Below are 12,340 nucleotides of genomic sequence, written 5' to 3'. Positions count from 1 at the left end.
AGGGTTTGCTGAGGCGATCTTTCTTCTGAATCTCAAGCTATGACAACGCGGATCACTCTTGATGTACCGGATGAAATCTACCGCCGTGCCCAGGATCTAGCTCAGGTATCTGGCCGGGAGGTTAGAGAGGTTTTGAGCGAAGCTCTAGCTCTTTCTCTCGCTCCAGTCTCACCTGCTCCGGAATCAGGCGATTTCACCGCAGCCGAGAAACTAAGCGATGAGCAGGTACTGGCTCTATGCGAACTGCAATTGCCCGAACAGCAGGACCAGCATCTGAGTGAATTGCTAAATCGGCAACAGGCGGGTATGCTCGGTGAATTTGAGCGTCTCGAACTTGCTGGGCTGATGCAAATTTATCAGTTTCAATTACTTCGTAAGGCCCAGGCTCTACGTGAAGCTGTACAACGAAGATTGCTTCCACCGTTGAGTCCATGAGTTCTGGATACATTTCGGAGGAACTGCGTGAAAGGGTTCGCCAACATGCTCAAGACCGTTGTGGTTACTGCCTGAGTCCTCAAAAATATGTCCTGGGTCGTCTTGAAATAGAACATATTATTCCTCTAGCTTATGGTGGAACGAACGAAGAAGAGAATTTGTGGCTGAGTTGTCGGCTTTGCAATAGCTACAAAGGTACCCAGGTCCGTGCTCGCGATCCGATAACAGGCCGATCGACCAAACTGTTCAATCCTCGTACTCAGCGTTGGTCCCGGCATTTTCGCTGGAGTCCGGATGGGACGCGAGTGATTGGATACACAGTCTGCGGTCGGGCCACAGTGATTGCTTTGCAGATGAACAACTTGATTGCCGTCACCGTTCGTCAGCAGTGGGAGCTGGCAGGGTGGCATCCACCCGTAGATTTGCCGTAAACAATTAAAGGATTGTTTCAACCAAATTCCTGCAGCAGCTCCGTATACGAAAGCGAACAAGGGTTCCTACGGCTCGATGCCCGATTCGCGCAGCTTCTGCTCCAAGGCTCTGATTCGCTCTCGATTTCGTTCGACTTGCTCTTCAGCCTGCGCCAACCGTTCTTCAGGCGTGGCGTACCGTTTGCCGTCGCGATCGTACCAGTATAACCATTCTCTTGTAACGCCCTCGTAGGTGCCTCGCTCTCGGCCAATGCCCAAACCAAGTTCCTCGATCCACGCCGGTTGCCCCGGCAACAACACGTACGGCTCTTCGACCAGGCGATAAATCTCAAGGTGTTCCTTGCGACGGCGGCGGGGCGCATAGATGACGTAGTAGGGCACGCCCAATTCGGCGTAGAGCGCTTTTTTTTGCCGGTACTCTTTGTTGCGCGTCTTGGAGACCACCTTGAGAACGAGAGTTGGTACTTTCAATTCCTCCCAGAGCACATAGCTCAGGCGCAGATCTTCATCGAAGACGCGCTCGACCTCGAGGCTGAGGAAACCGTCCGGCACCACTGGTGGAATGTCAGGCAGGCGCTGGCGGATTTTATCGAACAGGAAGAGCGCCGCTATCGCCTCACCCTTGAGGGTCTAGCGGATGTGGACGCTGGTCGCACTGTCGATCAAGCTTCTATTGAAATTTGGGCAGCGAGCCTTGAAACTGACGCCCCCCTGCCGCCGCCCGCATGGAAGTAAGGTGGACCGACAAGTCTCTTGTGGACTTGAACCGTCTCCATGCCTTTTTGCGACCGACAAATCCACAGGCTGCTGCCAGAGTCGTCAGAAGCCTCATTGCAGCAGCTAAGCGACTCGAACAGTTCCCCCAACTCGGTACTGCCTTGCCGGAATTTGCCCCCCGCAACGTGCGGCGGCTCATCGTCGCGGACTACGAGATGCGTTACGAACTAAAGGACGATGCGCTCTTCATTTTGCGCGTGTGGCGCGCCCGCGAAGATCGATAGCCACTTAAGGATTCTAGAAAATCAACGCTTCGCTGGTTTGGACTGAGACCAGAGCTGACTCCAACTTCAACACCCGCAGAGAGTGAGCAACGATCTATTATCAAGAACCGTTATCCACCGATGAGCCAGAGCCAGTTTGTTTGAGGTAGAGCTACGCTGATACTGGTTTCTACTTTGGGCTCTGAGGTGGTCAGTGTCGTCGTTTCATTTGTTGGTAAACAGGATCCTTCGTCAGAAAGACCGGGTTATCCAACTAACCAGGAAGGCTCTCTCGTAACACTTACTCGCTATCTACAGGGCCAGGGATTGACGGTGGGGGGGGTCGTGCTGTTGTACACCGCCGACCAGGTAGAGCGGATGGAATTATGCCGCGAGTGGCTTGTCCAGGACTTGTATTTAGAAGCAGCGACTGTCATGGCGCTGCCGGTGAATGAGGTACTATCGACCGATCCAATTGACATCCAGGCTGCTATAACCGAGGCGCGGCGGGGGATAGAGCTGGCAAGCATGGCCCTTTGTGCAGCGGACCGCATCGAGTTAAATGCCTCCTCAGGCACACCGGCAATGAAGTCGGCGTGGAATTTGCTACAAGCAGCCGGATATGTGCCAAACGCCCGTGTCTGGCAAGTTCGTGACCCAACACAGATGAGTGTCGCTCAGGCACGAGTTTTTGAAAGCGACACTTCCTACCTCCGTGACGAGTTCGACGCAAAGGTGCTTGCCCGTCAGATTGCTGACTTCAACTATGCTGGTGCCCTTGACAGCCTTGCGCAGTCACATTTGGAAACCCCGCAGTTGACGGGGCTACTGCGCTTCGGTCGCTTCCGGCTTGCCTTCGATTTTAATCGTGCTCATGCTGCCCTCGCCGACGTAGACTCGCCTCTGCGGAATGAGTTAATGCGAGAGATCACTCCTCTACGTCAGCGCCGTCCCCCGGTGCTTTTGCGTGAACTCTACTTCAACGCTCTCGTCAGGTTTGCTACGTGTGAGTACTCCGATTTTCTCGGACGGGTCTTCCGTTTTCAGGAGGCTGTTATGCAGCTTGTCGTTGAAGAACGATGTGGACTTACCCTTCTCAACCGCAATCACTGGCAGGTAATTGACCAGATAGACGGCGGGAAGCTACGCAAGTACCTGGATGGCTACCGTCTGCCAGGTGGGGGCAGGTTGCAGCTCAACAGCGATTTCAACCGCCGGATCCTTGAGGCAATTTTAGAATACTTCAACCAAGATATACTACTCTTACATCTGCGCGTCATCAACAGTTACGGCGACCTGCGTAACCGCTGCATCGTCGCCCACGGTTATGAAGGGCTATCTGAGATTCGCGGTTCTGAGCACCTGACGCAGACGATGGGAAAAATTTTACTCGAGATCGGCATTATTTCAGGTAAACATCCCTTTGAGGTGCTTAATTCTCACATCCTGCGCATATTAAGGATGTAGCTGCTTTCTACTGTCTAGCTATGAACTCTGCTCGCCTCTTGTTCTTCCGCAACGTCGCCGTTGCCTCAGTCAACACGGCTGTCACCCTCGTCATCTTGCTTATTGCACCGCTCGGGCTTGCGGCAGTGCTCACCTGCACCGTAGCAGTCGGTTTATCCAGCTTGATTATCGGCTTATGTGCTGATCAGGTAGCTCGCTGGCTATTTAGCGATGGCGGTCTAGCAGTACGAGCGCCCCGTGAGTAGCCTGTATCTGCTTGAACAAGGTATCTGGGTTGGTAAAGATGGGGAGCAACTGGCCATTCACCGCAAACGAGAAGTTGTTCGCCAGATACCCCTGCCACTCATCGACCGAATATTTGTCTTCGGTCGCATCCACTTGAGTATCGAAGTACTGCGGACCTGCCTGCGGCGGCGCATTCCGCTAGCGTTGCTCTCTCGCCAGGGCTGGCTTTACGGAACCCTCAGCCCGCCGCAGCAGGGGCGTTTGCACCTGCGTCGCGCCCAGCAACGGGTGCAGGAGGAATCTGAGCGAAGCCTGCGCCTGGCACAATCTCTAGTAGAAGCAAAAATCCACAATCAGCGCGTGCTGTTACAGCGGCTCAATCGCCGCCGCCCAATTGCCGAGAATGAGTTTGCTGTTGATGTGCTGCGGTATCTAGAATCACGGGTGCCGCAGACAAGTAACATCGCGGCCTTGCTTGGCAATGAGGGAGCGGCAGCAGCCCAGTTCTATCCAGCTTATGGCCGCCAGTTACAGGACAGTGAATTTCGTCTAGTCGAGCGTATTCGTCGCCCGCCTACCAATCCTGCTAATGCGGTTCTCAGCTTCGGCTACAGTCTGCTATGGAACCATGTTCGCGCGGTCGTGGAGTTGCACGGCTGCGATCCATATCTTGGCCACCTTCACGTTCCACGAGACGATCATCTAGCTCTTATCTCAGATTTGATTGAGCCATTTCGCACACCTATCATCGATTCTTTAGTACTGACGATGGTCAATCGCCGCATGTTCACCTCTGAAGACTTTGAATATGCAAACGGAGCCTGTTTCCTCGCAGACTCCGGACGCCGCAAGTTTGTCACCCAGTTTCAGCAAATAATGGGAGAAACCATTCAACTGCCGAACGGACGCGACGGCGTTCGATGGAAGCTCATCGATCAAGGTGTCGAGAACTACAAAACTGCTCTGCAGAATCCAGAGCTTCCGTTCAACGTCTACCGGATTCGCTGAAATGCTCTGGGTCGTCGCTTACGATATTCCTGTCACTAAACGTCGCAATAAGATCGCCAAGCTCCTCGAAGGATACGGGAAGCGTGTGCAGTACAGTGTGTTTGAGTGCGACCTGGAAGAGTCTCAGTTTTCGGAGCTGAGAAACCGTCTCCTGAAGCTTTTGAAACTTCCAGACGACTCACTTCGGTACTATCCTATCGCAGCCAATATGACCAGGAAAATTGTGATTTTGGGTGGAGATGGCCTCTATGAGAAACCGGATCATTTTGCTGTGTAAGTACTAACATTCAGCTGCGACAATTTCTGAAAAATGCTTGAGAGCCTATTTTACTGTAGAGGTTGTCGAATGCAAGCCTGGCAAGGATTTGAGCTTCTTCTTGTCCAGATTGCGTGTTGCTTCCACCCTGGCTACATGTTGGTCGTCGCAAAATCATCTTCAAGTCCACTTGTAGCAAGGGGTACACTGGAGACAGTTCGACGTCCCTCAGCGGACGATTAGATTGGAAACGCTTTGCGCACATAGGGACCAGCTTCTGGGATAGGACCGTTCGACGTCCCTCAGCGGACGATTAGATTGGAAACAAACTAATAACTTATCAGCCGCTTACGATCTTGTCAAAGTGCAAAAGTTCGACGTCCCTCAGCGGACGATTAGATTGGAAACCGCTCTGAAAGTAGCTGATGATGTCGTTCTTCAAGCTTGTTCGACGTCCCTCAGCGGACGATTAGATTGGAAACTGCACCGTACAAGCGTTGCTGAGGGGCGTATCAATCAAGTTGGTTCGACGTCCCTCAGCGGACGATTAGATTGGAAACCAATTCGATTGGCATCAAAACTGATGCAATTTCAGCGTGTTCGACGTCCCTCAGCGGACGATTAGATTGGAAACTCGAGCGGTTTGTTAACCGCTACGTGACGCGCACTGTTGTGCACGAAGTTGGTTCGACGTCCCTCAGCGGACGATTAGATTGGAAACTTGAACGGCAAAATCGACTCGGTAACGCCAGTGTTGTCGGTTCGACGTCCCTCAGCGGACGATTAGATTGGAAACTCGTATTGAGTTGGTTGAATTGGTGGACAACTTCATAGAGTTCGACGTCCCTCAGCGGACGATTAGATTGGAAACGTGAGGAGATGGGGGACGGCGAGCTGGCGGCGGTTGAGGTTCGACGTCCCTCAGCGGACGATTAGATTGGAAACCTGAAACTCTCGTGCTCCAGCAGCAGAGCTAGGCCGTGGTTCCAGACACTGCGCAAGTCCGCAAGCCAGCTATCTATCAGCTGCTGCTGGTTCGACGTCCCTCAGCGGACGATTAGATTGGAAACGTTGCAAGGTCGGTAGTCTTTTGGTCGGCCATTGGTGCGTCAACCGGTAGTGAGAACGTTGCCGTTGTCTGCAAGCAGGCGGTGTTCGACGTCCCTCAGCGGACGATTAGATTGGAAACCTCAGCGTCGTTGTCAACAGTCTTGAACGTGCCCTTAGCACCCCAGCGTTCGACGTCCCTCAGCGGACGATTAGATTGGAAACCACCGCGCTGTAGGTATAGTCAGGTGGGTCGTGGCTGTCAGGTTCGACGTCCCTCAGCGGACGATTAGATTGGAAACGTCAAGCAGCGCCTGCATCGGCGTGTAAGGCTTGACGGGCTTGCCAACAAGTTCGACGTCCCTCAGCGGACGATTAGATTGGAAACCGGCTGTCTCAACCGCGCTACTAGACTATCAGCCCAATCACGTACGCGTTCGACGTCCCTGAGCGGACGATTAGATTGGAAACGAGTCAAAACGAGCCCTGTCCACCGGAACTATGCTGGGTCATTAGTAAGGTTCGACGTCCCTCAGCGGACGATTAGATTGGAAACCATCGATACCTGCGCTCCGCCGCCGCCCAGCTGGGTGTTCGACGTCCCTCAGCGGACGATTAGATTGGAAACTTCCGAATTACTTTCGTTATTGCTTTACCGCGACCAGACCTGTTCGACGTCCCTCAGCGGACGATTAGATTGGAAACCGACAAAAGGTGGTGAAGTAGACCACCAAAGACAGGAGGACGGGTTCGACGTCCCTCAGCGGACGATTAGATTGGAAACTTTAACAGCAAGAGCTTTGCCACGATCTTCGGCGATATCAACGCCTGTTCGACGTCCCTCAGCGGACGATTAGATTGGAAACCGGCCACTCGTGACCGAGGGGTTGGAAGCTGGGGTGTTTGTCATACGAGACTGCTGGAGCTCGTAGCGACTCTTAGCTTCGGCGCGGGTTCGACGTCCCTCAGCGGACGATTAGATTGGAAACCTGCACTTCGTCATAAAGCCCAGTTACGGTATAAGCCTGTTCGACGTCCCTCAGCGGACGATTAGATTGGAAACATGAGGCCGTCAACGCCGAAGGCGGCGATGAAGATAACCCAACCAGCAGCCGCAAGTGCGGCGAGGGTGATGATGCGGATGACCATGATTTGTTCGACGTCCCTCAGCGGACGATTAGATTGGAAACTTGGTGAGCTGGTCCATGCGGTCGTAATGAAGATACTTGAGTTCGACGTCCCTCAGCGGACGATTAGATTGGAAACCTAGTCAGGGATGAGGATCTGACTATTTCCGTTTCCGTGCCGCCACCAACTCATGTTCGACGTCCCTCAGCGGACGATTAGATTGGAAACCACTAGTTGAAGATCACCCAATACTTATAAACGAATGGTTCGACGTCCCTCAGCGGACGATTAGATTGGAAACGCGATCGGCGGGAGCTTTCCCCTCCACTCAGTAAGGCCACTGTGTTCGACGTCCCTCAGCGGACGATTAGATTGGAAACATGCAGATTGTTTTTAACCCGCCATTGGTAATAGCGCTCGTTCGACGTCCCTCAGCGGACGATTAGATTGGAAACTTGTCCATTAAGTCACCCTCTTCTTCCAAATGACGCCGCCGGTTCGACGTCCCTCAGCGGACGATTAGATTGGAAACATCTAAGTATCTGAGGCGTTTTCCTGCTCGCTACTCTGTTCGACGTCCCTCAGCGGACGATTAGATTGGAAACGTGAGGAATACGATGACGATGTCCATTTGAACTCCAGACCTAGTGAAAGTTCGACGTCCCTCAGCGGACGATTAGATTGGAAACAATTAGACTCCTTCTCCCGCAGTGCTGTTAGAAGACATGAAGTTCGACGTCCCTCAGCGGACGATTAGATTGGAAACGGAAAAGCCGGGGAACCAAAACGCCCCTCCGCCCCCATCGTTCGACGTCCCTCAGCGGACGATTAGATTGGAAACCCGGAGCTATTCGGTATACTATTGAGTCATTTAATCGAACTTGTTCGACGTCCCTCAGCGGACGATTAGATTGGAAACGTCGAATACGGACAACAATAACAAATCGGCACGGATGTTCGACGTCCCTCAGCGGACGATTAGATTGGAAACAACTGCTTTCTGGTCTTCATCACGCTGGTCGTAAGCAGAGCCAGTTCGACGTCCCTCAGCGGACGATTAGATTGGAAACGTGCTGTTGGCACGATCGATATCGGCGCGAACAATCTGTTCGACGTCCCTCAGCGGACGATTAGATTGGAAACACACCAAAGGTGATGCCACCCACTACGCAAGCAGTAATGTAAATGCGAGTTCGACGTCCCTCAGCGGACGATTAGATTGGAAACATAAAAACTTTCGGGAGCCGAGGGCAGTCCACGTGAGAGTGGCGGGTGTTCGACGTCCCTCAGCGGACGATTAGATTGGAAACGGGTTAACCGGTCTGCGCCTGGGCGTCTCCGAGGGCCAGGAAGTGTTCGACGTCTCTCAGCGGACGATTAGATTGGAAACGTGGTGACGTAGAGATTTTGAATGATTACCGATGGGCTACCGGGCGTGTTACCGGGCGTGTTCGACGTCCCTCAGCGGACGATTAGATTGGAAACGTGAGTACCTGGCACTCTAGATCCAACATACCGATCACTGTGCAGGAGGTTCGACGTCCCTCAGCGAACGATTAGATTGGAAGCCCACTTGCAAGTCTCAAAATAGGCCAGAAGCTTGTCACGTTCGACGTGTGTTAAGCGATAAAAGACCACATGCAGACCTGAGAAGCTCGACACCCCTTAATGGAAGATTGAGTTGAAATGTGCGCTCCAATTCTTGCCGTTAAACACTATCGGCTCTGCATTTTCTAGTTAGAGTGAATAATGCACAAGATGTTTGGCTGTCTCATTCAACCGATGATCGAGAAGCACTGCATCTTTATCGACAGAGCCAACAAGCTCTAGTGCTGCTAGAAATGGTTCCAATATCTTTACTCTGTAGGTGGAGGCGGGGCTTTCTCCAATCTCTGCTTGCTTGCCTGCCAGTAAATAGCGGACTACATCTTCTTCTTCAATCCCCCGTAAGTTGTGCATCAATTGGTTGCGCAGATCCTGCTCAGTAGACCGCTTATCATCGCAGATCCAGTTGAGCAATGGCCAACTAACAAAGTCTGCTCGAAGTGCTTTCAGCCACGGAAGCAAGTTAGCATTAGCATCAAAAAAGCGCCTGTTAAGTGCAGGCTTAGGATAATTGAGGCATTTGTCGATCCCTTCTTTCAAACCTCCCCAATTCTTGCCATCTTTATCGTCAGGCAGGCCAAAGCGTATAAGTAACTCGCTCTTCTTCAGCCGCAGACCGTACTCATTCCATTCAATAAGCTGGTTCAACAACAGTGAGTTGCCACGAATAACTATCTCTGAGCGTGTCGTAAGCGCTCTGATAACAGCTGCTTTTAAAAAAAGCTCGTGAGCAGCAGCCAGTAGAGTGATTCCAGTTAAATAATTACGCTGATGAAAGAAAATAGAGATGAGTTCGAGAGCCTCGAAAAGTCGCTGGGCTACCTGATCAAGATCGAAGTCTTTCTCTCGGCCAGTGCCTGTACTGCGCAGATTGAAAAAGTTTACTAACTTTACCAGTTCAGGGTGTCGAAAGGTAGCTTCAGAATCTGAGACAGTAAGCAAATTGAGTGCGGCCCCAGGTATACCGTCAACCACCAGTCGTCTGGCTTCTTGTGCTCGAATGCCCCGCAAATAGCGTGAACTCTCTATACATTCTACTGGTTCGCCGCTGTCAAAGCGGTTAACAACGAGAAAGCGTACCTGTTCGCCGAATTGGCTCAAGCTCATAAACTGTACTGCAGACGAAAGCGCAGGGGTACCGGCTTGGTGACTCACATAGACAGGTTCGTGCAATTTAGTTGTTAACTGCATTAGTTGCTCACCAACCAGCTTTAGAGTGGCATCCCAATGGTCGATACCACGCCCACCCTTTGGTGGAGTAAGAATGAGCATTTGTGGTTCGAGATTGAGGCGACGGTGAATATAAGCAGCAAGCAATGGTGCTAGGGTGCAGGTGTCCTGCCAGTAAGGTGATTGGGGCAGACGACGCTCAAGAGCTAGATTTGATTGATCGGTAAGTAGAAAAACAACTTTGCTTGGAGGTTGCAGAGGTAATAACCGAGAAGTGTAGGCATCTAGCAGTGGAAAAACAAGGTCTTCATGCTTAGAGCTTGTACCGTAGACAAGACCTAGCACCCGTCCCGGCACCACGTAGCGCCGCTCAGCAGCTTCTGACTCGACTTCCTGTGGCGAGAACTCCTCGCACTCCAGTTCAGAGCGCACTTTCTCGAATAATGTATACCAGTTACTACGAGAAGACAACTGCACATCGCTGCTGCCAACGGTGACAATCCATAGAGACATAAAATCTTATTCCTCAAAAGGCCAGAGCTTGGTAAAACCACTTTGGGGAGTAGCGAGAAAGTTGATAAATCTTTGAGTTTGTTGGCTTGAATCGGGGAATAGAGTCAACAGTTCGACAAACTCAGGCTTTGCTACTAAATGGTCCGCTTCCCTGATCACTCTAGGGTACATTCGGTGCCAGATGCGACCGATTGCGCCGAGCCTCCCAGTTAATTCCGAGCCTTTGATGGTCGCCTGGTTTTGATAGGGACCATGAAACCAGGATACCGCCCGACTATCAGCTTTATCAGAAGCAACTCGTCCCCAAACCTGCACCTTATCTGCGTGCCAAGCTTCGCGCCAGTGGCAAGGCTTTTCACGCAGCTTGATGTTGGGATGGCTCATTATCCACCTGTGGCACTGATTTCGGATTTTCTCGATTGCCTTTCCAACATCTTGTAAGTCATTAATTGTTACGTAGACAGGATGAAGTTTTTTTTCCGATAATTTCCAATGGCAGCCAATGAGAGGCTTGTTGCTATCGGTGTAGTATTGCGGATAAAAAAGCCGATGATCCACCCGTCGCCACGATTTGCCAAAACCTCCTAGTAGCAGGCTGAATTGCATCAGGCGCGCAACTAATTTGATTAGCTCGTGACAGCGTTCATCGGGGATGTCTCTAGTCTGGACAACGCGAAGCCAGCCGTCTTTAACGGTATAGGTTGGTACTGCAAAAGAACCACGGCCATGGGTACCCAGTTCAGCCTCGCCATTAAAGACTACTCCCAATAAACCAGCTTTTGCCTTGCCCTGGATGCCTCCCCACAGTTCGTATGTCAACTCCTCAGCAGTTGCCTCATCTACGAATCCCCCAAACAGACGTCGGGTGTGTCCGCGTAAAGCCGCTTTGAACATGTTGGGACGAAACTCTGCCGGTCTCGGACTCGCTTTGGTGAGCAGATAGGATGCCTGCCCCTGCCCGGTCAAATGCACACTGACAAGTGGATCAGCTACCAGCAGTTCGCGCTCACCATCCTGCTCTCTCACAACACGACCATAGCCAGCACTCACCCGTGAACCGATGCCGTGGCTGAGTGCTTTTTCCCAAATCGACCAGATCTCTGTCCACTCAACATCTTCGAGAGGCTTGTTGCTGGAGAGAGCAAAGCGCAATTCTGGACGGTACAACGAGAAAAGTGCAAAGGCACTGTGTCTGCTGCTGCTGGCCTCTACCTGCACACCCTCCTGTGGATGTACGAGATCGACGAGACGCTCACGTTGTTGCCAGTCAGCGTTGGCCGGGTACCCACCATGGAATCGCAGAATACCCGGACGCCATCCACCCTGACCGTCACTGCCCCCGCAGTAGCGGATAACTTTATCAGGAGCGGCCTGACGACAGGCGCTGCGAAACGCCCCCTTCATGCTCGAACCGGGATAGTAGGGCCAGCCCCGCGCACCTAGTACCGGACGGATCACACCGTCGTCCTGACCACCATTGGTGACAAAGCGCCAGGTGATCCGGTAGCGCCGCTGACGGACGGTACGACTAAAGGCAGGAGCACGGCGATCGGCTTTCGCTATCCACTCGTAGGCCCAGCGCTGGGCATCATCTGTACGCGGATTCTGCAGCTGACAACGCCCTTCTACCTGTGCCCGAAATAACTGGGGCACCTTGTTGCTATCCATCGCTCTTCTCCTTGCCGGTCTTGTAGCGCTGAGTCCACCAGATCAAGCAGTCGCAGAATTGCACAAGCACAGCCAGAGCAACACGCTGCTTTTGGGGACTGAGTTTCCACAATTCGTCTGCCATCGCCTGAATATCCTGAGTCTTTTTGGGGTCTTTGATGGTGTGGTTTGGAAGCTCTAGACCCGCCTTTTTCAAGATGGTCACAAGGGAGTCCCAGGTTTGTTTCCAGTAGCCTGCTGCCGTTGCATCCTCTTTCATCAAACGAACATGCTCGCCCCAGAAGCGCTCCAGACCAAAAGCAGCTGCCTGACGCATCTTGTAAGACTGGTTGAGTACACCTTTGTCACGGTGCCTGAGCACCAGTTCTTGGGCGGCGCGGTCAAGTTGGTATGATTGCCAGCTCATC

Annotated in this window: 11 protein-coding genes and 2 CRISPR repeat arrays; of the genes, 7 read left to right on the top strand and 4 right to left on the bottom strand. The window is 52.3% G+C overall.

Translation table 11 applies throughout. The features are described 5' to 3' along the window. Nucleotides 1-39: 39 nt before the first annotated feature. Both GKIL_RS19845 and GKIL_RS23910 read left to right on the top strand, forming a co-directional pair. Nucleotides 40-435 (top strand): hypothetical protein, encoded by a 396-nt coding sequence (locus tag GKIL_RS19845; protein WP_041244093.1) that lies wholly within the window; start codon nt 40-42, stop codon nt 433-435. After that, a complete protein-coding gene (locus tag GKIL_RS23910) occupies nt 432-866 on the top strand; it encodes an HNH endonuclease (RefSeq protein ID WP_023175651.1) in 435 nt (144 codons plus the stop codon). Before GKIL_RS19845 ends, GKIL_RS23910 begins: the two co-directional genes overlap by 4 nt. A 66-nt stretch (nt 867-932) precedes the next feature. Here GKIL_RS23910 and GKIL_RS19840 read toward each other — a convergent pair whose 3' ends face one another. Beyond that, nucleotides 933-1,418 carry a Uma2 family endonuclease gene (locus tag GKIL_RS19840; RefSeq protein WP_223173789.1) on the bottom strand — a complete coding sequence of 162 codons (486 nt, stop codon included), beginning with the start codon at nt 1,416-1,418 and terminating at the stop codon, nt 933-935. 173 nt (nt 1,419-1,591) lie between these two features. On the opposite strand from GKIL_RS19840, the gene GKIL_RS19835 reads away from it, so the two are divergent. The 5 genes from GKIL_RS19835 (at nt 1,592) to cas2 (ending at nt 4,823) form a co-directional block, all read left to right on the top strand. Next, nucleotides 1,592-1,867, top strand: coding sequence for a type II toxin-antitoxin system RelE/ParE family toxin (locus GKIL_RS19835; RefSeq protein WP_023175649.1), 276 nt, complete (start codon nt 1,592-1,594; stop codon nt 1,865-1,867). Between the two features lie 186 nt (nt 1,868-2,053). Beyond that, nucleotides 2,054-3,313: a hypothetical protein gene (locus GKIL_RS19830; RefSeq protein WP_023175648.1), complete on the top strand. Its 1,260-nt coding sequence runs from the start codon at nt 2,054-2,056 to the stop codon at nt 3,311-3,313. Between the two features lie 20 nt (nt 3,314-3,333). Continuing rightward, nucleotides 3,334-3,558, top strand: a complete 225-nt coding sequence (gene csx18, locus GKIL_RS25025) for a CRISPR-associated protein Csx18 (protein WP_023175647.1) — start codon at nt 3,334-3,336, stop codon at nt 3,556-3,558. Next, nucleotides 3,551-4,546 carry a CRISPR-associated endonuclease Cas1 gene (cas1, locus tag GKIL_RS19825; protein ID WP_023175646.1) on the top strand — a complete coding sequence of 332 codons (996 nt, stop codon included), beginning with the start codon at nt 3,551-3,553 and terminating at the stop codon, nt 4,544-4,546. Before csx18 ends, cas1 begins: the two co-directional genes overlap by 8 nt. 1 nt (nt 4,547) lies before the next feature. Then, nucleotides 4,548-4,823 (top strand): CRISPR-associated endonuclease Cas2, encoded by a 276-nt coding sequence (gene cas2 / locus GKIL_RS25975; protein WP_023175645.1) that lies wholly within the window; start codon nt 4,548-4,550, stop codon nt 4,821-4,823. Between the two features lie 195 nt (nt 4,824-5,018). Continuing rightward, nucleotides 5,019-6,912: a CRISPR direct-repeat array (repeat unit 36 nt; unit sequence GTTCGACGTCCCTCAGCGGACGATTAGATTGGAAAC). Nucleotides 6,913-7,002: 90 nt separating this feature from the next. Continuing rightward, nucleotides 7,003-8,546: direct repeats of the CRISPR family, unit length 36 nt; unit sequence GTTCGACGTCCCTCAGCGGACGATTAGATTGGAAAC. A gap of 168 nt (nt 8,547-8,714) precedes the next feature. On the opposite strand, the gene GKIL_RS25020 is transcribed toward cas2, so the two are convergent. The 3 genes from GKIL_RS25020 to GKIL_RS19805 are packed head-to-tail and all read right to left on the bottom strand — an operon-like array spanning nt 8,715 to nt 12,339. Further along, nucleotides 8,715-10,265, bottom strand: a complete 1,551-nt coding sequence (locus GKIL_RS25020) for a hypothetical protein (protein WP_023175644.1) — start codon at nt 10,263-10,265, stop codon at nt 8,715-8,717. A gap of 6 nt (nt 10,266-10,271) precedes the next feature. Continuing rightward, complete coding sequence (locus GKIL_RS19810) at nt 10,272-11,933, bottom strand: RAMP superfamily CRISPR-associated protein (protein WP_023175643.1); 1,662 nt, start codon at nt 11,931-11,933, stop codon at nt 10,272-10,274. Then, entirely contained in the window at nt 11,926-12,339 is a 414-nt protein-coding gene (locus GKIL_RS19805; RefSeq protein WP_023175642.1) for a hypothetical protein, read from the bottom strand. The genes GKIL_RS19810 and GKIL_RS19805 overlap by 8 nt, the downstream gene beginning before the upstream one ends. Between the last annotated feature and the right edge of the window lies 1 nt (nt 12,340).

It is taken from the genome of Gloeobacter kilaueensis JS1, from assembly GCF_000484535.1.
Lineage (GTDB): Bacteria > Cyanobacteriota > Cyanobacteriia > Gloeobacterales > Gloeobacteraceae > Gloeobacter > Gloeobacter kilaueensis.
Note: the sequence above shows the minus strand (reverse complement) of the source record. Positions and strands in the feature narration are given on the sequence as shown.